The sequence below is a fragment of the Lacinutrix sp. WUR7 genome, assembly GCF_016864015.1.
Lineage (GTDB): Bacteria > Bacteroidota > Bacteroidia > Flavobacteriales > Flavobacteriaceae > Oceanihabitans.
In genome coordinates this window covers 61,348-85,381 of sequence record NZ_CP045067.1, presented here as the reverse complement: position 1 = coordinate 85,381, position 24,034 = coordinate 61,348, and the positions used below count along the sequence as shown (strand labels likewise).

The 24,034-nt window shown below is 32.7% G+C and carries 21 protein-coding genes and 3 tRNA genes; 13 read left to right on the top strand and 11 right to left on the bottom strand.

From position 1 onward, the window contains the following. Positions 1 to 81 precede the first annotated feature (81 nt). Together FG167_RS00390 and FG167_RS00385 are read right to left on the bottom strand one after the other, a co-directional pair. Positions 82 to 2,235, bottom strand: coding sequence for a M3 family metallopeptidase (locus FG167_RS00390; protein WP_203459528.1), 2,154 nt, complete (start codon positions 2,233 to 2,235; stop codon positions 82 to 84). 228 nt (positions 2,236 to 2,463) lie between these two features. Further along, positions 2,464 to 3,171 (bottom strand): peptidylprolyl isomerase, encoded by a 708-nt coding sequence (locus FG167_RS00385; protein ID WP_203459527.1) that lies wholly within the window; start codon positions 3,169 to 3,171, stop codon positions 2,464 to 2,466. A gap of 2 nt (positions 3,172 to 3,173) precedes the next feature. Between FG167_RS00385 and FG167_RS00380 the strand changes: the two genes are divergently transcribed. Next, the gene (locus FG167_RS00380; protein WP_203459526.1) at positions 3,174 to 3,815 is read left to right on the top strand and encodes a CoA pyrophosphatase; all 642 of its coding nucleotides are present in this window, start codon (positions 3,174 to 3,176) and stop codon (positions 3,813 to 3,815) included. Positions 3,816 to 3,865: 50 nt separating this feature from the next. Next, positions 3,866 to 4,675 (top strand): 1-acyl-sn-glycerol-3-phosphate acyltransferase, encoded by an 810-nt coding sequence (locus tag FG167_RS00375; RefSeq protein WP_203459525.1) that lies wholly within the window; start codon positions 3,866 to 3,868, stop codon positions 4,673 to 4,675. Positions 4,676 to 4,677: 2 nt separating this feature from the next. On the opposite strand, the gene FG167_RS00370 is transcribed toward FG167_RS00375, so the two are convergent. Together FG167_RS00370 and FG167_RS00365 are read right to left on the bottom strand one after the other, a co-directional pair. Next, on the bottom strand, positions 4,678 to 5,322 hold the full coding sequence (locus FG167_RS00370; protein ID WP_203459524.1) for a hypothetical protein: 645 nt from the start codon (positions 5,320 to 5,322) through the stop codon (positions 4,678 to 4,680). A 4-nt stretch (positions 5,323 to 5,326) separates the two neighbouring features. Further along, positions 5,327 to 5,821, bottom strand: a complete 495-nt coding sequence (locus tag FG167_RS00365) for an RNA polymerase sigma factor (protein ID WP_055445338.1) — start codon at positions 5,819 to 5,821, stop codon at positions 5,327 to 5,329. 130 nt (positions 5,822 to 5,951) lie between these two features. Here FG167_RS00365 and FG167_RS00360 point away from each other — a divergent pair, with 130 nt between their 5' ends. Then, positions 5,952 to 7,229 carry an NAD(P)/FAD-dependent oxidoreductase gene (locus FG167_RS00360; RefSeq protein ID WP_203459523.1) on the top strand — a complete coding sequence of 426 codons (1,278 nt, stop codon included), beginning with the start codon at positions 5,952 to 5,954 and terminating at the stop codon, positions 7,227 to 7,229. 152 nt (positions 7,230 to 7,381) lie between these two features. Here the strand turns inward: FG167_RS00360 and FG167_RS00355 are convergent, their stop codons facing one another. Together FG167_RS00355 and FG167_RS00350 are read right to left on the bottom strand one after the other, a co-directional pair. Beyond that, a complete protein-coding gene (locus FG167_RS00355) occupies positions 7,382 to 7,615 on the bottom strand; it encodes a hypothetical protein (protein ID WP_203459522.1) in 234 nt (77 codons plus the stop codon). Continuing rightward, positions 7,608 to 8,063, bottom strand: a complete 456-nt coding sequence (locus FG167_RS00350) for an SRPBCC family protein (RefSeq protein WP_203459521.1) — start codon at positions 8,061 to 8,063, stop codon at positions 7,608 to 7,610. Before FG167_RS00350 ends, FG167_RS00355 begins: the two co-directional genes overlap by 8 nt. Before the next feature lie 263 nt (positions 8,064 to 8,326). Between FG167_RS00350 and FG167_RS00345 the strand changes: the two genes are divergently transcribed. From FG167_RS00345 to FG167_RS00305, 9 genes are all read left to right on the top strand, one after another. Then, positions 8,327 to 10,258, top strand: coding sequence for a peptidylprolyl isomerase (locus tag FG167_RS00345; protein ID WP_203459520.1), 1,932 nt, complete (start codon positions 8,327 to 8,329; stop codon positions 10,256 to 10,258). A gap of 45 nt (positions 10,259 to 10,303) precedes the next feature. Beyond that, positions 10,304 to 11,122: a peptidyl-prolyl cis-trans isomerase gene (locus tag FG167_RS00340; protein WP_239004419.1), complete on the top strand. Its 819-nt coding sequence runs from the start codon at positions 10,304 to 10,306 to the stop codon at positions 11,120 to 11,122. Continuing rightward, on the top strand, positions 11,085 to 12,542 hold the full coding sequence (locus FG167_RS00335; RefSeq protein ID WP_203459518.1) for a peptidylprolyl isomerase: 1,458 nt from the start codon (positions 11,085 to 11,087) through the stop codon (positions 12,540 to 12,542). Before FG167_RS00340 ends, FG167_RS00335 begins: the two co-directional genes overlap by 38 nt. A gap of 1 nt (position 12,543) precedes the next feature. After that, entirely contained in the window at positions 12,544 to 13,497 is a 954-nt protein-coding gene (locus tag FG167_RS00330) for a MoxR family ATPase (RefSeq protein ID WP_203459517.1), read from the top strand. 430 nt (positions 13,498 to 13,927) lie between these two features. After that, the gene (locus tag FG167_RS00325) at positions 13,928 to 16,702 is read left to right on the top strand and encodes a bifunctional aconitate hydratase 2/2-methylisocitrate dehydratase (RefSeq protein ID WP_203459516.1); all 2,775 of its coding nucleotides are present in this window, start codon (positions 13,928 to 13,930) and stop codon (positions 16,700 to 16,702) included. A gap of 564 nt (positions 16,703 to 17,266) precedes the next feature. Then, positions 17,267 to 19,537, top strand: a complete 2,271-nt coding sequence (locus FG167_RS00320; RefSeq protein WP_203459515.1) for an aconitate hydratase — start codon at positions 17,267 to 17,269, stop codon at positions 19,535 to 19,537. Between the two features lie 121 nt (positions 19,538 to 19,658). Next, positions 19,659 to 20,330, top strand: coding sequence for a Crp/Fnr family transcriptional regulator (locus FG167_RS00315; RefSeq protein ID WP_203459514.1), 672 nt, complete (start codon positions 19,659 to 19,661; stop codon positions 20,328 to 20,330). A 72-nt stretch (positions 20,331 to 20,402) separates the two neighbouring features. Next, entirely contained in the window at positions 20,403 to 21,278 is an 876-nt protein-coding gene (locus tag FG167_RS00310) for an anti-sigma factor (RefSeq protein ID WP_203459513.1), read from the top strand. Between the two features lie 84 nt (positions 21,279 to 21,362). Beyond that, positions 21,363 to 21,917 carry a TlpA disulfide reductase family protein gene (locus tag FG167_RS00305; protein WP_203459512.1) on the top strand — a complete coding sequence of 185 codons (555 nt, stop codon included), beginning with the start codon at positions 21,363 to 21,365 and terminating at the stop codon, positions 21,915 to 21,917. 41 nt (positions 21,918 to 21,958) lie between these two features. Here the strand turns inward: FG167_RS00305 and FG167_RS00300 are convergent. The 3 genes from FG167_RS00300 to FG167_RS00290 form a co-directional block, all read right to left on the bottom strand. Continuing rightward, positions 21,959 to 22,042: transfer RNA gene (locus FG167_RS00300), tRNA-Leu, on the bottom strand. Positions 22,043 to 22,098: 56 nt separating this feature from the next. After that, a tRNA-Lys gene (locus FG167_RS00295) sits at positions 22,099 to 22,171 on the bottom strand. Positions 22,172 to 22,271: 100 nt separating this feature from the next. After that, positions 22,272 to 22,344 (bottom strand) — tRNA-Lys (locus FG167_RS00290). A 157-nt stretch (positions 22,345 to 22,501) separates the two neighbouring features. On the opposite strand from FG167_RS00290, the gene FG167_RS00285 reads away from it, so the two are divergent. Next, positions 22,502 to 23,020, top strand: a complete 519-nt coding sequence (locus tag FG167_RS00285; RefSeq protein WP_203459511.1) for a shikimate kinase — start codon at positions 22,502 to 22,504, stop codon at positions 23,018 to 23,020. Here FG167_RS00285 and FG167_RS00280 read toward each other — a convergent pair. After that, positions 23,012 to 23,515, bottom strand: coding sequence for a phosphoribosyltransferase family protein (locus FG167_RS00280; protein WP_203459510.1), 504 nt, complete (start codon positions 23,513 to 23,515; stop codon positions 23,012 to 23,014). The genes FG167_RS00285 and FG167_RS00280 overlap by 9 nt on opposite strands. 52 nt (positions 23,516 to 23,567) lie before the next feature. Continuing rightward, a complete protein-coding gene (locus FG167_RS00275) occupies positions 23,568 to 23,942 on the bottom strand; it encodes an RNA-binding S4 domain-containing protein (RefSeq protein WP_203459509.1) in 375 nt (124 codons plus the stop codon). Between the last annotated feature and the right edge of the window lie 92 nt (positions 23,943 to 24,034).

Here is a 24,034-nt window from a genome sequence, read left to right as displayed (position 1 = left end):
TGCCTTTACCTTAAAAATAAAAATTCGGAGCGTTGTATAAAACATGCTCCGAATCTTACTTATTTATTTACGTGTCTTCTTTTATTCCGTAATAGGAAAACCTCTGTCTTTCATTAATGCTTCAATTTTAGCATCACGACCTCTAAATAATCGATATGCTTCCGCAGGATCCATAGCATTTCTAGGAGCAAATAAATATTTCACTAGTTTGTCTGCTGTTTCTTTATCGTAAAAACCATCAGGAGCTTCCGCAAAAGCTTCCGAAGCATCGCTAGTTAAAACATCTGCCCACATATAACCATAATACGCGGTTGCATATCCTTCCCCAGAAAAAACATGTCCGAAGTGTGGTGTTCTATGACGCATTGGTAATTCTTTAGGCATTTTTAATTCCGCCAAAGTTTCTCTTTCAAAAGCATCAATATCTATATCTGTTGGATCTGCAAGATGTAATTTCATATCTATTAGAGCAGAAGCTAAATATTCTGTGGTACCAAATCCTTGATTAAAGGTAGCCGCTTTTTTAATTTTTGTAACTAAAGACGCAGGAATAGGTGCTCCTGTTTTATAGTGGACTAGAAACTTATTAATGACTTGATCTGTAGATAGCCAACGTTCTAATAATTGCGATTGGAACTCGGTATAATCTCTAACGCCTCCGTTTAAAGTAGGGTATTTTACGTTAGAAGAAAAGAAGTGTAATGCATGTCCGAATTCATGAAAGAATGTAGTAGCATCATCCCACGAAACAAGCACAGCTTCTCCTGGCGCAGGTTTTACAAAGTTAGAATTGTTAGATGCAAGTACATTGGTTTCGCCTTCAAAATTAGTATAGCTCCTGTAGGTTGTAGCCCAAGCACCAGAGCGTTTTCCTTCACGCGCAAAAGGATCTAAATACCATAGGCCAATATGTTTTCCTGAGTCTTTGTCGGTAACCTCCCAAACATGTACATCTTCCTGAAATACAGGAACAGTACCTTCTTTAACAGTAGTGAATTTATAGTTAAATAACTTTTCGGCAGTAAAGAATAATGCTTCCGTTAATTTATCTAATTGTAAATATTGTTTTACTTCATCACTATCCAGATCGTATTTCTTTTTTCTTACTTTTTCAGCATAAAAGCGATAATCCCAAGGTTCTATTGTAATGTTATCTCCATTATCATTGGCAACGGTTTGCATATCTGCAACCTCTTCTGCAACTCTAGCAATTGCAGCAGGCCAAACAGCCATCATTAAATTCATAGCGTTTTCTGGCGTTTTTGCCATTCTATCTTGTAAACGCCATTCCGCATAATTGGTATATCCCATTAAAGCGACACGCTCTTTACGTAATTTTAATATTTGTGCTATAATAGCATTGTTGTCAAACTCGTCTCCGTTATCTCCTCTAGAATAATAGTGTTCCCAAACCTGCTTACGCAATGCACGATTGGTAGCGTAGGTAAGAAAAGGATCCATAGAAGATCTTGTGTTTGTAATGGCGTATTTACCATCTTGCCCTTTATCTGTAGCTATTTTTGCTGCGGATTTTATAAAACCTTCCGATAAACCATCTAATTGATCTGCATTTAAATAGGTCACATAATTCTCTTCGTCATGCAAAACGTTGTCTGAAAACGTATTGTATAAAGACGAAAGTTCTTTGTTAATAGCTGCGTAACGTTCTTTTTTTGCAGGATCTAGGTTGGCGCCATTCATCTCATACTTTTTATAAGTAAGATCTACAACACGTTGTTCTTGTGGTTCTAATGGTGTTACTTGCGATGCATCATAAACGGCTTTAATACGTTGGAAAAGTTTTTCGTTTTGTGTTATTTTAGAACTGTATTCCGATAATTCCGGAGCTAATTCTGCTTGAATACTTCTAAATGCTGGCGAAGACATATTACTACTTAAAATGCCGTAGTAGTTAAACACTCTATCTAATGTTTTTCCGGAAGCTTCTAAAGCAGCAATGGTATTGGTGAAGGTTGGTGCTTCGGTATTATTTGCTATTTCGTCAATATCTGCTAGGCTTTCGGTCATCCCAAATTCTATAGCTTCTTTAATGTCTGTAACTTTCATTTTATCGAAAGCGGGAACGCCTTGATACGGACCAGTCCATTCTTGTGTTAATATATTTTCGCTCATTTTTGTAGGGTCTTGTTTTTCTTCTTGTTTGCAATTGGTAAACGTAATTAAAGCGAAGATGCCTATTGCTTTTATGTATTGCAAAGGTTGGGGTTTTTTCATTTTCATTTATTGGTTTAAGGTTTTAAAGATACAGATTGCTAGATTGATTGCAGTACTATTTAATATTCGTTTTTTTAGTATTCGGTATGCAGTCGCAGTATGCAATAAGTAGCATACAGTATTGAAATAATATTAAAAAATTTCTAATTTGGTTAGAGTTTCTTCGTGGGACTCTGTGAGTCTCGGTGAATCTCTGTGAAATAATTATTCAACATCCTCTTGCAGCAACTACTCGATAATTTCTACCTTTGTAATATATACATTGTGTAAAGGCCATTCTGCATTGTCGGTTTCTTGTTTTGCTATTTCATCTACGACATCCATGCCGCGAATAACTTTTCCGAAAATGGTATAATCGCCATCTAAGTGATATGCGCCATCTTTTTTCTGAACAATAAAAAACTGATATGGAGAAGCTAGTTTATACGGGTTTTCAATGGCTCCGCTTGGCATGCTTAAAGATCCTCGGTCATGTTTGTATCCGCGTTTAGTATCTGTTGGAAGCAAATATTTACCTATTTTTTTTCTTTTTCGTTTTACTTTAGGATCATCAGTGTTACCACCTTGAATGATGAAGTTATTTACAATTCGGTAAAACTGTGTGTTATCAAAATAGCCTTGTTTGGTTAGAAAGATGAAATTTGCACGATGAAATTTCGTTTTATCATAGAGTAGGATGTCTATATCTCCAAAATGGGTAGAGATTCTAACTTTATTTTCTTTGTTATGCTTTTCATATTCTAAAAAGAACTCCATAGCATTCTCATCTGTTAGCAGCGGAAACTCTCTTACGGGTTCTATTACAGAATCTTTTTTAGCGACTTTTTTTTCTTCGGAAGTATTTTGAACTATTTTTGAAGGCTTCTTTGTATCTGTTTTTTTATCTTCACAATTCAGAAAAAGGAAACACATAACACATAATAATATAAGTCGCATAGATGAATTTTAATCAGTTTTTAAAAGCAACATCAAAAATAAGCAATTTAGCACTTCCAGCCGAAGCATCGCAATTTAAAATGTCGCCTCCTTTTAGAGAAGCACTTTTAAAGGAGCAACAAGGCAAAATAAAAAACGCGAAACAATCTGCCGTTTTTGCATTGTTTTATCCGGATTCACTACAAGAAACAAAGTTTGTTTTAATTTTAAGAAAAACCTATAAAGGGGTCCATTCTGCGCAAGTAGGTTTTCCTGGGGGTAAAGTAGAAGAGGAAGATAGTGATTTGAAGCACACCGCTTTACGGGAAACTGAAGAAGAAATTGGAGTACCAATGCATACTATTGAAACCCTAAAGGCTTTAACACAAGTGTATATTCCGCCAAGTAACTTTTATGTGCAGCCTTTTATTGGTTATAGTAATACGACACCTCATTTTGTTAAGCAAGAAAGTGAAGTGGAGGCTATCATAGAAGTATCTCTTGCTCATTTTTTAGATGAGCGAAATGTGATAACCAAAACGGTTTCAACGTCTTATGAAGAAGATGTGGATGTTCCAGCTTTCCAGCTTAATAATCATGTGGTTTGGGGGGCAACGGCAATGATGCTAAGCGAAATTAAAGACTTGTTAAAACTAGTCTTGTAAAGGCTTAGTTTTATTACATTTGTATTCTAATTAAAAAGCAAAACATATTTATGGGTTTATTTGATAAAAATCCTTTTGGTCATAATCTTTTTATTAAAAAATGGCTGATTCGTATTTTAGGAGCGATTTCACATAGACGATTTCGTGGATTTAATGAACTGCAAATTGAAGGTTCCGAGATTATTAAAAAACTTCCAGATACAAACGTTTTGTTTATTTCTAACCACCAAACCTATTTTGCAGATGTAGTTGCAATGTTTCATGTATTTAACGCGAGTTTAAGTGATCGAGACGATTCTATAAAAAATATTGGATACCTATGGAATCCTAAATTGAATTTATATTATGTAGCTGCAAAAGAAACCATGAGTGCTGGTTTGTTGCCTAAAATATTAGCTTATGTTGGTTCTATTAGTATAGAACGTACCTGGAGAGCTAAAGGCGAAAATATAAACAGACAAGTAAAAATGAGTGATATCTCTAATATTAGTAAAGCATTAGATGATGGTTGGGTTATTACTTTTCCGCAAGGAACAACAACGCCTTTTAAGCCTATTAGAAAAGGTACAGCACATATTATTAAGAAATACAAACCTATTGTTGTGCCAATAGTGATTGATGGTTTTAGACGTAGCTTTGATAAGAAAGGATTACGTATTAAAAAGAAAAATATCATGCAGTCTTTTGAAATCAAAGAACCTTTACATATTGATTATGAAAACGAGAGCATTGCAAGTATTGTTGAAAAAATAGAATATGCTATAGAGCAACATCCTTCCTTCTTAAAAGTTATACCACAAAAAGAACTTGCTTTACAAGAAGAGCTTAATAAGAAACGTAAATGGAAAGTTAAGGAGTAAATTTAAAATTCTAATTTTTTTAATTCTTTGTAATTTCTATTTAATCGTTTTAATAGAATACCATATACTAAGTAGTAGAACAGTAGTAAAACACCTACGGTAACTACTAATACAAGAAAGACTCCTAATGCCATGCCGGCGTAAAACTTAAAAACGTCACCATTTGCAGTAGCTTTTTCAATGAGAGATTTAGTACGTGCATCATGATTAATAGCGTAAGGCAGCATTACAATGATACTAAATACCATAAATGCTAAATTAAAACCAACATACTGTTTAACGGTGCGTCTGGTTTTAAGTATGTTCTCCATTAATTTGGTAGTATTATCTGTACTGTTTATTGTTCTATAGTTTATATAAAACTTATAAAAGAAATACCCTAAAACGGAATATGAAATAACAGAAAGCACTATGAATAGTGTGCTAGATTCCAGGCTTGTAATCTGATCACTGTTTCTAGTTGTTTTAATAATGGTTGCAAAAATTAGCCAAAAAGCAAATTCTAGTATACTTATTATAAAAATCCATTTTACTATTGAAGAAGATTTCTTCAATATCATACTGTAGATTTCATTATACGAAAGTTTAGGATAACGTGCTGTACCCTCTTTCTTCCAGTCTTTTTTTAATAATTCTAATTCATCCATAGTTTTACGGATTTAAAATGGTTCTTAATTTGTTTTTCACTCTATTCATTTTCACTCTTGCATTTACTTCACTAATTCCCATTGTTTCACTAATTTCTCTGTAGTTTTTGTCTTCTAAGTATAAAAAGACAAGTGCTTTTTCAATGTCGTTTAATTGGTGCACCGCTTTGTATAGTAGCTTTAATTGTTCTTCTTCTGTATCATCATACTCATCGGCCTTAATTTTAAACTGTATAGCGTCAAAGTCTTGTGTGCTTACTCTGCGTTTACTTTTTCTATACAGTGTAATTGCAGTGTTTAGTCCAACGCGATACATCCATGTACTAAATTTAGCGTCACCTCTAAATTTAGGGAATGCACGCCAAAGCTGTATGGTTATTTCTTGAAACAAATCATTATGTGCATCTTGATTGTTGGTATATAACCTACAAACTTTATGTACAATGTTTTGATGTTTTTCAAGTTGCTCTACAAAACTATGTTCTAACTCTTTATTCAATTTGGTGGTTTAGTTACTCTATAAGTAGCATTAATTTAAAAACGTTACAATATAAGATTAAGAATATTTAAAAGTAGTGTTTAAGAGGCTAATTTTGTACCTTTGTTTTCCTAATTTTTAGTCTTCATTTATGAATATTCCTGAGTCAAAAAACCTTAGAATTGTTATTGTTGGTGGTGGCTTTGCTGGAGTTAAACTAGCTAAGTCTTTAAAAAATAAAAAAGTACAAGTCGTTTTAATAGATAAGCGTAATTACCATACTTTTCAGCCTTTATTATATCAAGTGTCTAGTGCCGGATTAGAGCCAGATTCTATTGCATATCCTTTACGGAAAATTATTAAGAAACATGAAAATGCTTTTTTTAGGTACGCCGAAGTAGAACAGATTTTTCCGGAAACGAAATCTATTCAAACCAATATTGGAAATTTGAGCTATGATTATTTGGTGATTGCTACTGGTACCAAAACAAATTATTTTGGTAACGCTGCTGTTAAAAAATATAGTATGGCCATGAAAACCATTCCGCAAGCTTTAGATATTAGAAGTTTAATGCTTCAAAATTTAGAAAAAGCGGCTATTTCTAGTTCCGATAGTGATAGAAAATCTTTTTTAAACTTTGTTATTGTTGGTGGTGGACCAACAGGAGTAGAGTTAGCTGGTGCAATTGCGGAGCTTAAAAACAACATTCTTCCTAGAGATTACAGAGATCTAAATCCTAAGGATATGAATATTCATCTGTTAGAAGGTAATTCAAGAGTATTGCCACCAATGAGTGAGCATGCTTCTAAAAAGGCGGAAAAGTTTTTACTGGATCTTGGCGTGCAGGTGCATTGCAACACTTTTGTGACGGATTATGATGGAAAAACAGTGAAGACAAATTCAGATTTGAAATTAGAATCGGAAACATTAATTTGGGCTGCAGGTGTCACAGGAAGACCTATTCAAGGATTAAAAGCAGATGTGCTAACCGAACGCGTAAATCGTTACTTGGTAAATACCTATAATCAAATTAATGGCTATGCATCTATTTTTGCTTTAGGGGATATTGCCTTAATGAAAACCGTAGACTATCCTAATGGACATCCTCAGGTTGCGCAACCAGCAATTCAGCAAGGCGAACTTCTTGGTAAGAATTTAATGAATCTTATAAATGGTAAACCTCTAAAAGAATTTGTATATAAGGATAAAGGTTCTATGGCTACTATTGGAAGGAATAAAGCGGTTGTGGATTTAAAACGTTTTAAGTTTGGCGGATTTTTCGCTTGGTTTGTTTGGATGTTTGTTCACCTGATGTCTTTGGTAGGGTTTAGAAATAGAGTGATTGTTTTTTTTAATTGGGGGTATAATTATATTAACTTTGATAAAGCGGCTAGATTAATTATTAGACCATTTAAAAGGGTAGATTAATTGTTTAGTTTGTAAGTTGTAAGTAGTTCATTAATAGCGTTTTGACTTCCTTAGATAGATTTTATCTATCATTGCTTTTTAGTGATGAAAATAATCTGTTTTCGAATCCGGAATTTCAGTGTATAACTTTTTGGTTATGGTTTAGTGTTTAACTAATCCATCCATTCTCCTCTGTGTGGTTTTAAGGTGTCTCTAAAGATTTTTTTGTCTTCTTCATTGATAACCATAAAAGCAATGGTATGTAGTTCATGAATAATTTCATGACCAACTAAATCTACGTTTGTAGTCTGGTTTTGTATGTATTCTTTTAAATGGATTTCATGATGCTGGGCAGTTTTTTCTGCTGCAGGACCTCTAAAATCCCAGATAAGTTTTAGTTTACGCATTTTGGATATATGTTTTGTTTTCTGCAAATTTTTTAAAGTCTGCTAAATATTTTTCAGATTGTTTTTTAAATGCTCTAGGCATTAATAATAGCATCATTCTAAATAGAAATGTGGTTGGTGAAAACTCGTTTTTATTTATCCACTTCGTGTGGCCCTCCGGCGTTTTTTGAAAACTGTTTTTTTGTGTGTTACGCATTCCTTTTGTTTCGTAAGAAATAGAAATCTCATGAGGTAAATTCATGTGCGTAATGGTTTCAATAAGTTCCATCTTACGTTTGTTTATGGTGTAATTTAGTTTCATTGTATTACCAACAGTACCTGGTGTGCCAGAAACATGTTCAAAGCTTACAAGGTCTTTTTGCCAATGTTTCATGTTATCGGCATTTAGAAAAATTACAATAAATTTTTCTAAAGGAATTTTAATAACAATTTCTGTGGTGTATTTCATTATTATGAAATGATTAAATAGAGTATAAAGATAGTTTTTTTAGTATTTTAATAAAGTAAAAGTATATATAATATAAGTGTTTTAAACCAAAAGCAATTTTTTAAAGGCAACCTTGCCTGCATTTTATAGCTTATTTTAAGTGTAATACTAAATGTAAAAGGAGCGGTAATTAAAACTTATTAATGCTTTGTTAATACAGCTTGTTAAATAGGTTTATATTTCTATTTTTGCAAGAACCTATATATTATATATTTATCTGAATTATGAGAATTATTTTAACCCTTTTCTTTTTAGTATTTACCTTAAGTTTTCAAGCACAAGATAAAAGCAGTGATGTCCTTTTTACAGTAGATCAAGAACCTGTTTATGCTTCAGAATTTATTAGAGTGTTTAATAAAAATTTAGACTTAGTGAAAGATGAGTCTCAAAAAGATGTAGATGCATATTTAGATCTTTTTGTTAGCTATAAGCTAAAGTTAAAAGAAGCAAAGGCCCTAGGTTTTGATACCATGCCTAAGTATAAAAGAGAATTAAATAACTATAAAAGTCAACTTGCTAAAAACTATTTAACAGATAATAAAGTCACAGATGCTTTAGTAGAAGAGGCTTATGAGCGTGTCTCTAACGAGGTAAAAGCTAGTCATATTTTAATTAAAATAGATGAAGATGCTAGTCCTAATGATACATTAGCTGTTTATAATCAATTGCTTAAATTAAGAGAGCGAGTAATAGCAGAAGGCTATAAAGCTGTGCAAAAAGAGGTGCATAATGGTAAAACCGTTTATGCCGAAGATTTAGGTTATTTTTCAGGATTTAAAATGGTTTATCCTTTTGAAAACGCTGCATATAATACAGAAATCGGAGAAGTTTCATTGCCATTTAGAACCCAATTTGGTTACCATATAGTACAAGTTTTAGATAAACGTAAATCTAGAGGGCAAAGAGAAATTGCGCATATCATGGTTAACCTAGATAAGGAAGACGCAGAAAGTAGAATACAAGATATTTATAAAAAATTAGAACAAGACGAAGACTTTGCTTCTTTAGCAAAACAATTTTCTGAAGATAAAAGTACGGCAGATAAAGGAGGAAAGTTGTCTCCTTTTTCTAGTGGGGAATTACGTTCTCAAGAATTTGAAAATCAGGCTTTCGCTATTGAAAAGGAAGGAACTTATACAAAGCCATTTAAATCTAGCTTTGGTTGGCATATTATCAAGCTCATTAAAAAAATAGAAACTGCTCCTTTTGAAGATATGAAGTCTACGCTAGAGGCTAAAGTAAAGAGAGATAGTAGGTCTAAGTTAATAAGTACCTCAAGAATAAATGAATTAAAACAACGTTATACCATATCTAACGTAGATAAAGATTTAGCATATTTTACATCTATATTAAATACAGAGTATTATAAAAGTAAATGGAAAATCCCGTCTAACTTTCAACCGGAGAAAGCATTTGTAAAAATAGAAAACAAGCAATTTACCTATTCCGATTTTTCAAATTTTTTAATTAAAAATCAACGTAGAAATGCAAAGCAATTACCATTTAGTACAATTGTTGCAAATGCATATAATTCATTTTTAGAGGAAAACATCCTTGCTTATCAAGAAGAAAATCTAGAATTTGAAAATCAAGATTTTGCAAATATACTTGGCGAATATCGTGACGGTTTGTTGTTATTTGATTTAATGGAAAAAGAAATCTGGAAAGCGGCAGCTAATGATTCCGTAGCTGTGCAAGAATATTATACAGCAAACAAAGAGAATTACTTTTTTAATGAGCGTGTGGATGCTGTTGTAGCTTCTTCCGCAAAAAAGAGGGATATAAGTAAAGTATCTAAATTACTGAAAAAAGGAAAAACTATTGAAGAGATAAAAAATACGGTGAATACGAAAGACCAAATTAATGTAATATTTACTTCAGGCATAATGGATGTAGAGCATCAAGCATTACCAAAAGACTTTTCGTTTACTAAAGGTGTATCCAAAATATTTAACCATAATGGCTCTTATAGTGTTGTAAAAGTTAATGAGGTGCTTCCAAAGGCATTTAAAACATTCCAAGAAGCTAAAGGTAAAGTGTCTAGCGATTTTCAAGATGAAAAAGAAAAAAACTGGTTGGTAGCACTAGGAAATAAATATAAGGTTATTATAAATCAAGAAGTACTAAACACGGTAAAATCTAAATTAAATAAATAATTGAAGTTCAAATCTTACATATTAATTTTCGCTACTTTACTTCTATTGTTTTCTTGTGATTTTTTCCAAGAAACAGATAATAGAGTTCCTGTAGCGAGAGTGAATGAAGCTTATTTGTATAAAGAAGATATACAGGATTTAATTTCTTCGGATGCATCTAAGCAAGACAGTATTGTTTTAATAAATAATTATATTAACGGTTGGGCAACTCAGCAATTATTGGTGCAAGGCGCAAAGTTAAATTTAAATGAAAAAAAACTAAATCAATATAATAGGTTAGTAGAGCAATATAAAAATGATCTATACTCCAAAGCATATTTAGAAGCACTTGTGAATAGAGATTTAGATACTGTAGTTTCACAAGAAGAAGCAGAGGCTTATTATGTCGATAATAAAGAAGCTTTTAAATTAAATGAAGTGCTTATTAAGTTTCGCTATATTAATTTGGATGAAAAAATGCAAGAAGCAGATGCCATTGAAATAGCTAAAAAATTTAGAAGATTTGACACAAAAGATAAAAGAGACTTAGATTCTATATCGATTCAATTTAAATCCTACTCGTTAAACGATTCTATTTGGATAAGATGGAATCAAATAGTAGGGAAAATTCCTGTAATTAATACAGATAATAAAGATGAACTGTTAAAAAAAACTAATTTTATACAACTCAAAGATTCATTAGGTTTATATTTGATGCAAATTAATGACGTACTATTGCAAAATAGCACTGCTCCTTTGGAGTATGTAAAGCCAACAATAGACCAAATTGTTATTAATAAAAGGAAATTAGAAAAAATAAGAGAACTAGAAAAGGATATAACAAAAGATGCAATTACAAACAAAAAATTTGAAATCTACAAATAAATTGAAACACCTATTTATATTAAGTATAGCAGTATTAATTACAAACGTATTAACTGCACAAGAGATCATAGAAGATCAAGTAAAAGAAGAAGTTGTTAGTGATAGTGTCAAGACATTTCTATCTAATCAAGCTACAAAAATTGATGGTGTAGCAGCAGTTGTTGGTGACCATATTATATTAGAGTCTGATATAGATAAAACCATTTTACAAATGAAAGCACAAGGTGTATCTACAGATGATATTCCAAGATGTCAATTATTTGGTTCGCTTCTAGAAAATAAACTATATGCACATCATGCAGTACAAGATAGTATTGAAGTATCGGATGCGGAAATAAGAAGTAATGTCGATTATCAAATTCAACAATTCTTATCTCAAACAGGTGGAAACATGCAAGAGCTTCTTGACTTTTATAAAAAAGACGATGAAAAGAGCTTTAGAGATGAAATGTTTGAAATTAACAAAAGCAATGAGCTAGCAAAACGCATGCAAAGTAGTATTGTGGATGAAGTTGAAGTTACACCAGAAGAAGTTAGAATCTTTTTTAATAAAATACCAGAAGACGAAAGACCAACATTTGGGACAGAACTTAAAGTGTCTCAAATAGTAATAGAACCAAAAGTAGCGCCAGAAGAAACGCAAAAAGTAATCAACAGGCTTAAAGAATTTAAATCTGACGTATTAGAAAATGGAGCAAGTTTCCGTTCTAAAGTAGTATTGTATACCGATGATAAAGCATCGGTAGCAAAAGGTGGTTTATACACTTTAAATAGAGAAAAACCACTAATGGTAAAAGAGTTTAGAGATGTTGCTTTTGCATTGCAAGAAGGAGAAATCTCAGACCCTTTTGAAACAGACTTTGGTTACCATATTATTCAATTAGAAAAAATTAGAGGACAAGAATTTGATGTTCGACATATTCTACTAATACCAGAAGTTTCTGAATCTGCAATCACTGAAGCTAAAGAAGCTTTAGAAGATGTACGTCAAAAAATAGTAAGTGGAGAAATTACTTTTGAAGATGCAGCAAAGAGATATAGTGACGAAAAAGAAACGAGAAGTGAAGGCGGATTTTTAATAAACCCAGCAACGCAAGATTATAATTTCGAATTAACTAAAATTGATACCGAATTATACACGCAAATTCAAGATTTAAAAGAAGGTGAAATAAGTTTAGTGCAAACAGAACAAGACAGAACCGGAAAAGTGAAGTTTAAAATATTACGTGTTACAGATAGAGTAGATGAGCACGAAGCAGATTACTCTCGCGATTACTTAAAAATTAAAGAACTAGCTTTAACAGAAAAACGTTTTAATGCTATCGGGAAATGGCAAGATGAAAAAATCTTGGATACCTATATTAAAATTAATGGAGAGCATAGAGATTGCGATTTTACTAGTAACTGGTTAAAGAAATAATATGTCTGACGTAGCAGCTGTAGAACAATTTGTAAAAAAATATAAAAACTTAAAGCAAGAAATTGCTAAAGTTATTATCGGACAAGATGAAGTAGTAAGTCAGATCCTGATATCTATATTTTCAGGAGGACATGCACTTCTAATTGGTGTACCAGGTTTAGCAAAAACGCTAATGGTAAATACAATTGCTCAAACCTTAGGCTTAGATTTTAAAAGAATACAATTCACTCCAGATTTAATGCCTAGTGATATTTTAGGTAGTGAAATTTTAGACGAGAACAGAAACTTTAAATTTATAAAAGGTCCAATATTTGCCAATATTATTTTAGCAGATGAGATCAATAGAACGCCTCCAAAAACACAAGCAGCACTTCTAGAAGCAATGCAAGAAAGAGCAGTTACTGTTTCTGGGCACCATTATAAATTAAGTTTACCATACTTTGTTTTAGCAACACAAAATCCAATTGAGCAAGAAGGAACTTACCCATTACCAGAAGCACAATTAGATAGATTTATGTTCGCTATACATTTAGATTATCCGTCTTTTCAAGAGGAAGTGCAAGTGGTAAAAGCTACAACGTCTGATGTGCAAGCAAAAGTAAGTGCGTTATTTAATGCAGAAGAAATTATTGGTTTCCAACAACTTATTCGTCGTATTCCAGTTGCAGATAATGTAATTGAATATGCCGTAAAAATGGTTGCTAAAACAAGACCGGATAGTGATACTGCAGCCCACTTAGTAAAAAGCTATATCGATTGGGGAGCAGGACCAAGAGCTTCTCAAAACTTAATATTAGCAGCAAAAACACATGCGGTTATAAACGGTAAATTTTCTCCGGATATGGAAGACGTTCAAGCAGTAGCTACCAGTATTCTTCGTCATCGAATTATCAAAAATTATAAAGCGGAAGCAGAAGGTATTTCCGAAGAGCAAATAATTAAAAGCTTATTTTAATTTATTCTTCTTACAAGAAGCCACTTTTATAGTTTCCTATTACCCGCTTTTCTTCTAAATATTTCCTCTATAATATTAATTTAGAACTGTTATAAATAGATTGTTTAGCAATATTTCGAAGTTCATTTATTAATTTACTATTTTTCACTTCTTAAATTATCGTATTCGTAATAAACAGTTCTATATGTGTCTTTTTGTTGGGGTATATTTAATCATTCCAGCATATCTTTAATTATTTTTTAAACTCTCCTAAATTTTGTAATTTCGCTTGATATTTTAAAAAATCAACCCTTTTATCTTTTTTACAAATGAATATTTTTTCATTAATATAATTTGAGTATTAGCGAAGCCAACGAAAACGTTTGATATATGACATTTTCTCAAATGAAATAGCATTTAATTAAGATTGAAAAAGAATTATTCCAGTTATATGAACACGTATAAAGATTACCTTAAAGAGATTGAAGACAGAAAAGAATTAGGTCTTCATCCTAAGCCAATTGATGGTGCTGAATTACTTAGCGAAATCATTACTCAAATTAAAGATGTAGATAATGCGGATAGAGAAGAATCTCTAAACTTCTTTATCTATAATGTTTTACCTGGTACAACAAGTGCTGCAAGTGTTAAAGCAAAGTTTCTAAAAGAAATCATTTTAGGAGAATCTACTGTGGAAGAGATTACTCCAGCTTTTGCTTTAGAGCAATTGTCGCACATGAAAGGAGGACCTTCCGTGAGAGTATTATTAGATTTAGCTTTAGGAGCAGATGCTGCTATCGCAAAAGAAGCTGCAGCCGTTTTAAAAACACAAGTTTTCCTTTATGAAGCAGATACTTCTCGTTTAGAAGATGCATTCAATAATGGTAGTGAAATAGCAAAAGACATTATAGAAAGTTATGCTAAGGCAGAGTTTTTTACAAAGCTTCCAGAGCTAGACGAAACAATAGACGTAGTTACTTATGTTGCTGGAGTAGGTGATATTTCAACCGATTTATTATCTCCAGGAGGAGATGCACATTCCAGATCCGATCGTGAGTTACATGGTCAATGTATGTTCGAGCATAATAAAGACATGCAAAATGAATTATTAGCTTTAAAAGAACAACATCCAGATAAGCGTGTCATGCTAATTGCAGAAAAAGGAACAATGGGAGTTGGTTCTTCTAGAATGTCTGGTGTAAACAATGTGGCTTTATGGACAGGTGTTCCTTTTAGTCAATATGTACCATTTATTAATTTTGCTCCTGTAATTGCAGGGACTAATGGTATTGCTCCAATTTTCTTAACAACAGTTGGTGTAACAGGAGGTATTGGTTTAGATCTTAAAAACTGGGTACAACAAAAAGATGCAGAAGGAAATACCGTTAGAGATGCAGATGGGGAACCAATATTAAAAGAAATGTATTCTGTAGCTACAGGTACATTTCTTACCATAAATACAAAAGAGAAAAAACTATATAACGGAGATAAAGAACTTAAAGATATTTCTGCAGCATTTACACCACAAAAAATGGAGTTTATGAAAGCAGGTGGTTCTTATGCTGTTGTATTTGGTAAAAAATTACAAACATTTGCGGCAAAAACCTTAGGTATTGAAGCTCCTCAAGTATATGCTACTTCTAAAGAAGTGACTATTGAAGGACAAGGTTTAACAGCGGTTGAAAAAATATTTAATAAAAATGCAGTAGGAACTTCAGGAGCAACTTTACATGCTGGCTCTTACGTTCGTGCAGAGGTTAACATTGTAGGTTCTCAAGATACTACAGGCTTAATGACTTCTCAAGAATTAGAGATGATGGCTGCTACAGTTATTTCTCCAATAGTAGATGGTGCATACCAATCTGGTTGTCATACTGCTTCAGTTTGGGATGATAAGTCTAAAGCTAATATTCCAAGATTAATGAGCTTTATGAACGATTTTGGTTTAATTACCGGTCGTGATCCAAAAGGAAAGTACTTTCCAATGACAGATGTTATTCATAAAGTACTTAATGATATTACTGTAGGTGATTGGGATATCATTATTGGAGGAGATTCACATACACGTATGTCTAAAGGTGTTGCTTTTGGAGCAGATTCAGGAACCGTTGCCTTGGCATTAGCTACAGGTGAGGCTTCAATGCCAATTCCAGAATCCGTTAAAGTAACCTTTAAAGGACAAATGAAATCGTATATGGATTTCCGTGATGTGGTGCACGCAACACAACAACAAATGTTAAAGCAGTTTGGGGGTGAAAACGTATTCCAAGGTCGTGTGATCGAAGTACACATCGGAACACTTACTGCAGATGAAGCCTTTACTTTTACAGATTGGACAGCAGAGATGAAAGCAAAAGCATCTATTTGTATTTCTGAAGATGATACCTTAATCGAATCTTTAGAAATCGCAAAAGGTCGTATCCAAATCATGATTGAAAAAGGAATGGACAATGCGAAACAAGTACTTAAAGGTCTTGTAGATAAAGCAGAAACTAGAATTATAGAGCTTAAAACTGGTATGAAACCATCTTTAAGACCAGATGCTAACGCTAAATATCATGCAGAAGTTATTATTGATTTAGACCAAATTGTAGAACCAATGATCGCGGATCCAGATGTAAATAACGATGATGTTTCTAAACGTTATACACATGATAATATTAGACCATTGTCTTACTACGGAGGAACTAAAAAAGTAGATTTAGGTTTCGTAGGATCTTGTATGGTGCATAAAGGAGATATGAAAATATTAGCGCAAATGTTGAAAAACGTAGAAGCGCAATATGGTAAAGTGGAGTTTAAAGCACCATTAATAGTTGCACCTCCTACATATAATATTGTAGATGAATTAAAAGCAGAAGGAGACTGGGAAGTTTTAGTAAGATACTCTGGTTTCGAATTTGATGACAATGCACCTAAAGGAGAAGCACGTACAGGATACGAAAACATGTTATACTTAGAACGTCCAGGATGTAACTTATGTATGGGGAACCAAGAAAAAGCGGCACCAGGAGATACGGTAATGGCGACTTCAACACGTTTATTCCAAGGTAGAGTTGTAAAAGATTCTGGAGAGAAAAAAGGGGAATCCTTATTATCTTCTACACCAGTTGTAGTGTTATCTACCATTTTAGGAAGAACACCTACGATGGCAGAATATGAAGCTGCAGTGGATGGTATTGTTTTAACAAAATTCAAGCCATCAACTAAACAATTAGTGAGATAATCAACAGATTACCTTACAATAAATCAAAATCCCGAGTCTTAGATTCGGGATTTTTTGTTTTAAACGCATTTCTATTAATACTCAAGTATCCATTGTTGTGTCCATAATTTGGGCGTTACCACAAGGGTCGGGCTTTCCGCTATATCTTTTTTTAACATCATTGTAAAAAAGGAACAATAGGATAGCATCTTAAATAAACCTTTTAATACGTATTTAGGTACTTATAAAAAAAAAGGATGCCACTGCAATCCCTAACGCACTAATTCTAGAGTATGAGTAATGTCCCCTTGAGGATTATTGAAATGAAAATATATTTTCATTGAAGATACCGAGCGTAGCTCATAGGGGTGTTTTTAACAGTAAAGCATATAAAAAGCCCGAATCTTAGATTCGGGCTTTTTGTGTTTTATAAGTTTCCGAATATTGAAAAAAAACTCCTTTTTATTTCGAAGAATTATAGTATAGAAAAAACTTATTTTAGTATCATTATTTATATGTTAATTCCGTTTTTAAAGTCATTCTACATTTTGTATCTTAGTAGGATAAAATTAAAACAAAAATACTATGGCATTCGATATTGATATGATCAAGAAGGTTTATGCTCAAATGGCGGAACGTGTAGATAAAGCACGTGAAGTTGTTGGTAAGCCGTTAACACTTTCAGAAAAAATATTATATAATCATCTTTGGGATGGAAGTCCTACAAAGGCATTCACAAGGGGTACAGATTATGTAGACTTCGCGCCAGATCGTATTGCTTGTCAAGATGCAACTGCACAAATGGCATTATTGCAATTTATGCAAGCAGGTAAACCACAAGTAGCAGTACCAACTACGGTACATTGTGATCACTTAATACAAGCAAAAGACGGAGCGACATCAGATTTAAAACACGCAAACTCGGTAAGTAGTGAGGTGTTTGATTTTTTAGCTTCCGTTTCTAATAAATACGGGATTGGTTTCTGGAAACCAGGAGCAGGGATTATCCACCAAGTAGTCCTAGAAAATTATGCGTTTCCAGGAGGAATGATGATTGGTACAGATTCACATACAGTAAATGCTGGTGGATTAGGTATGGTTGCCATTGGAGTTGGTGGAGCAGATGCTGTTGATGTTATGGCAGGAATGGCTTGGGAACTTAAATTCCCAAAATTAATAGGTGTTAAATTAACTGGAAAACTTTCGGGTTGGACGGCACCAAAAGATGTGATTTTAAAAGTTGCTGGTATCGTTTCTGCAAAAGGAGGAACTGGAGCAATTGTAGAATATTTCGGAACAGGAGCTACTTCGATGTCTTGTACAGGAAAAGGAACGATTTGTAATATGGGAGCAGAAATTGGAGCTACCACATCAACATTTGGTTATGATGATTCTATGGAACGTTATTTACGTGCTACCGATAGAGCAGATGTTGCAGATGCTGCAAATAAAGTAAGAGAATATTTAACAGGAGATGCAGAAGTGTATGCAAATCCAGAACAATACTTCGATCAAGTTATTGAAATTAACTTATCGGAATTAGGACCATTATTAAATGGACCTTTTACTCCAGATTTATCTACTCCAGTTGGTAAAACAATGAACGAGAAAGCAAAAGCTAACGATTGGCCACTTCAAGTAGAATGGGGTTTAATAGGTTCTTGTACAAACTCTTCTTACGAAGATTTATCCAGAGCATCTTCTATTGCACAACAAGCTTTAGATAAAGGTTTAAAAATGAAAGCAGAACTTGGTATTAATCCAGGATCAGAACAAGTGCGTTATACAGCGGCTAGAGATGGTATTATAGGAATCTTTGAAAAATTAGATGCTAAAATATTTACGAATGCTTGTGGACCATGTATTGGACAATGGGCAAGATATAGCGATCCTAAAAATGCACCAAAAAATAGTATTGTACACTCGTTTAATAGAAACTTTGCGAAACGTGCAGATGGTAACCCAAATACACACGCTTTTGTGGCCTCTCCAGAGATAACGGCTGCTATTGCAATTGCAGGTAGATTAGATTTTAATCCGTTAACCGATAAATTGATTAATGAAGATGGTCAAGAAGTAATGTTCGATGAGCCAACAGGATGGGAATTACCGCCAAAAGGATTTGCAGTGGAAGATGCTGGCTATTTAGAACCAGTTGCAGATGGTAGTAAAGTGGAAGTTTCTGTTAGTCCAACTTCAGAACGCTTACAATTACTTACACCATTTGAACCATTAGGAAATACTATTAATGGCGCGAAACTATTAATTAAAGCTTTTGGTAAATGTACCACAGATCATATTTCTATGGCTGGACCATGGTTGCGTTTTAGAGGACATCTAGATAATATTTCTAACAACTGTTTAATTGGAGCTGTAAATGCTTTCGGTAAGAAAACAAACTTTGTTAAAAATCAATTAACTGGCGAGTTTGGCGGAGTGCCAGATACAGCAAGAGCTTATAAAGCAGCTGGTGTAAAAACTATAGTAGTTGGAGATCATAATTACGGAGAAGGTTCTTCTCGTGAACATGCTGCTATGGAACCAAGACATCTAGGTGTTGCTGCAGTTATTGTAAAATCTTTTGCACGTATTCATGAGACAAACCTTAAAAAACAAGGAATGTTAGGTTTAACTTTTGCTAATGAAAACGATTACGATTTAATTCAAGAAGACGATACATTCAACTTTACCGATTTAAATGAATTTGCACCTGGAAAACAATTAACACTAGAGATTGTTCATGCCGATGGAAGTAAAGATGTAATTAAGCTAAACCATACCTATAACCAACCACAAATTGATTGGTATAATGAAGGTTCTGCATTAAACTTAATTAAAAAAGAAAACAATTCTTAAAAGAAAATAATAATAAATGAATTAAAAACTCCTGAAGCTATTCAGGAGTTTTTTTGTGCTTATTTGTAAGTTTTTATGCCAAATAGCGACAATTAATTAAATACTGTAAAATATAATACCTATGAATTCACTTTGGTTTTTTGATGATGTAAATCTATTTAAAGTACTATGTCCTCATAAATTCAAGGCGTATAAGAACAATCATAGTTTTGATGCTTATAAGAAAAAGGATTATATCTATTTTGAAGAAGATTCTGCTAATAAAGTATATCTCATTGAAAAAGGAAAAGTAAAGATTGGTTACTACAATGAAGATGGAGAAGAAGTAGTAAAAGCCATTCTAACTAGAGGAGAATTGTTTGGAGAAAAAGCAATTCTAGGGCAATTAACCAGAAAAGAATTTGCGCAATCGGTAGATAATTTAACTTCTATTTGTCCTATTGGTGTAGATACTATGCATGATTTAATGCGAGACAATCAAACCTTCAGTTTTAAGATATATAAGTTTATCGGATTTAAATTTCAAAAACTAGAACGAAGACTACAACTACTTTTATTTAAAGATACCAAATCACGTTTAAAAGAATTTTTAAATGAATTATGTGATGAATATGGTTATAACTGTCCTAAAACAGGAGATCACGTCATTAAACATCCATACACACAAAAGGATATTGCTTCTTTAATAGGAACTTCAAGACCTACCCTTAATATACTTTTAAATGAATTAAAAGAAGAGAAAGTGTTAGATTTCAACAGAAAAGAAATAAGAATTTATAAAAAAAGTGCTTAGTGTTAGCTAGCTAACATTTTATTGTTGCTATAAGATATAATTTTGAATTATTAATAATAAAATTATAAAGCAATGATTAGAAAAACAATTTTAGCAGTTATGGTATTAGGGATTTTTGCCACTTCATGCAGTAGTGATGACGATAACAACAACACTCCTTCAACAGCAGATTTAACATTAGACCTAGCAGGTTTAGAAGCATTAGGATCCGATTTCGTTTACGAAGGATGGATTATTGTAGACGGTTCTCCAGTTTCTACAGGAACTTTTACAGATGTATCTTTTCCAAAAACATTTACTGTAGATGCTACCCAATTAACGGCAGCAACAACATTTGTATTGTCTATTGAACCAGCAGTAGATGCTGACCCTGCACCAGCAGCAACAAAAATTTTAGCTGGAGATTTTTCAGGAAGTTCTGCAAATGTAAATTCTAATTTAGTAGCAGATTTTTCGACAGCAACAGGAACATACATTTTAGCGACTCCTACAGATATGGATGATACTAATGAAGCTAGTGGTGTTTGGTTTTTAGATAATACTTCAGGAACAGCAGTAACTGGTTTAGACTTACCAACACTTGCAGATGGATGGAAATATGAAGGTTGGGCGGTAATTGACGGTACACCAGTAAGTACAGGAACTTTTACAGATGCGGCAATGGCAGATGATAATGCAGCAACTTCCCCATTTAAAGGAGATGCTGGAAATGGACCAGGATTTCCAGGAGAAGACTTTTTACAAAATGCACCAGCAGGAATGACATTTCCTACAGACTTAAAAGGAGCAACAATAGTTGTTTCTGTAGAGCCTAGTCCAGATAATAGTGCAACACCATTTACATTAAAACCATTAGCACACGTGGTTCCTACAGACGCAATGAACCATACAGCAATTGCAATGGGAGCAGGACCTGTAGTATCTCTTTCGGGATCGGTAACTAGATAATAATATTAAAGGTTTAATCCTTGTTTTTTTGTTAGATTTGAAGCGTTGTTTAATTATTAAATAACGCTTCATCTTTTTTATATTATGAAAAAAATAAAACTTAAAAATGTACTCTATTTTGTAATCATTGCGCTAATGATAATACCGCAAACAAGAAAGCCTATTCAAGTAATGTTGCATAAAGGTTTGGCTTTGTTTAGCCCTTCTGTCAAAGCGGAAGAAGATAGCAAGGTGATACACTATGCTAGTTGGGAATTACAAGATGTAAAAGGAAATACGGTTAACTTTAAAGATTTTAAAGGCAAAGTAGTTTTAATAAATTTTTGGGCTACTTGGTGTCCGCCTTGTATTGCAGAAATGCCTAACCTTCAAAAGTTACAGGATGCTTATAAAGATAAGGTGGTGTTTCTATTTGTTTCCAATGAAAAAAAGGAAGTAGTAAATGCGTTTTTATTTAAAAATAAGTATTCATTTAATGTATTTACTCCTACATCAGAAAGTTCCGAATTTAATATATCCAGCATCCCAAGAACTTTTTTAATAAACAAAGAAGGGAAAATTATAATAGATAAAGAAGGTGCTGCAAATTGGAATAGTGAAACCGTTAGAGAAACAATTGACGAATTATTATCGTTTTAATGCGTATAATAGAACGAAATCGAGGTGTTCGTCTAAATTTGTGCGCACGAGAAGATTCGAACTTCCACAGACTAATGTCCACCAACCCCTCAAGCTGGCGCGTCTACCAATTCCGCCACGTGCGCAAAATAAAAAACTAATATAAATAAAAAAAAGTTAAGCGAATGCTTAACTTTTTTTGTGACCGGGCTGGGGCTCGAACCCAGGACCCTCTCCTTAAAAGGGAGATGCTCTACCAACTGAGCTACCAGGTCATTGTTTAATAACAATTTATGTAATACTAAAAAAATGATCATACTCTATTTCTAGAGATATATAAAAAAAAACCACTAATTAAAAATTAATGGCTTTTAGTGACCGGGCTGGGGCTCGAACCCAGGACCCTCTCCTTAAAAGGGAGATGCTCTACCAACTGAGCTACCAGGTCATTATTTCAAATAACAACATATAATATTGTTGTTAGCGGGTGCAAATATAAAATGTTTAATTAATAAAACAATGGTTTTTCAAGAAAATTTTAAAGTTTTTTTGTTTTTTTGTATTCTCATAAGTGTATGTTTTTAATAATCAATTTATAACAGAAAATGATAATAGTTTTACTTGGGTATATGGCATCTGGAAAATCCTATTTTGGAAGAAAAATAGCAGATATTCTAGAATATGAGTTTATAGATTTAGATGATTTTATTGAAAAAGAAGAAAATACAACTATTAGTAGCCTGTTTTCCACCAAAGGAGAGATCTATTTTAGAAAAAAAGAACACGATTCTTTAAAAAAGCTAATTGCTACCAAAAACAAAATTGTAATTAGTTTAGGAGGAGGGACACCTTGTTATGCTAATAATATGGATTTGCTTTTAAAGGATGCAAATGTAAAAACACTTTACTTACAAGTGACAATACCTAACTTGGTAGAAAGAGTCTTAAACGAAACCGATAAAAGACCTTTAATTGCGCATCTTAAAACAAAAGAAGCATTAACAGAGTTTATTGGTAAACACCTTTTTGAAAGACTTGGATATTATTCGCAAGCAGAATTTACTATTGATGCTAATAAAAAAGAAAATGAAATAGCAGAATCTATTTTAATGCAGTTATTTTAAAAAGGCTTCAAAATTGTTTCCTTCTAAGACTACGTCAATATGTTCATGTAGTGAAGTAGAAAGCGAAATCCCTTTAAAATCTGCTTTAACAGGATATTTTTTATGATTTCTATTTACAAGGACTGCCGTTTTAAATTGTTTTAAGGGCACATCTAAAAAATGTTTAACACCATAAACTAAGGTGGTACCACTATTTAATACATCATCTATTAAAATCACAGACTTATTGGTGTAATCTTTTGCAGGTATAGAAGTACTAATTTTATTTAAAGGATTTTTTTTATCAATAATAACCTTACATAATATTGGCTTTATTGTAGATATTTTAGATAATGCAGTTTTTAGTTTTTTTGCTAAAATATAACCGTTACTGTCTATACCAGCTAAAACAACTTCTTCTTCATTAACATTGCTTTCATAAATTTGATAAGCAATTCGTTTAATTTTATGATTAATTTCTTCGTGAGTTAGAATACTGTTCTTTTTGCTAACCATTATTTAGAGTTGTTTTTTCAAAGATAATTGAGATTATTTAAATGTAATAATTTTAATCTTCATTTTCTTCATTATAATCGGTAATATCTCTTCTGTCCTTTTTAGTAGGCCTTCCAGTTCCTCTTTTTCGGTAATACTCTTTAGAGTATTTTAAAAGTTCTTGTGCTTCAAATGCTTCTTTAGGCGTGATATCTGTTCGGTAAATATCAACTAGTTTTGCGCCAACTCTATTTGGTGGTATATCATTAACTTTTAATTTATAGTTTATTTGGTTTTTTCGTACCTCAATAATATCTGTAGCATATACATCTCTACTTGGTTTTGCTGCATCACCATTAATTTTAATGTGCCCTTTTTTACAAGCTGTTGTTGCTATGCTTCTTGTTTTAAAATACCTAACACACCACAAAAATTTATCTATACGCATATAACTTATTATAAAAAACTACGTTAATGTTCTTGTGCAAAATTAGTTTAAAATTGTATCTTGCAGGCAAAAAAATAGTAATAATGAAATAA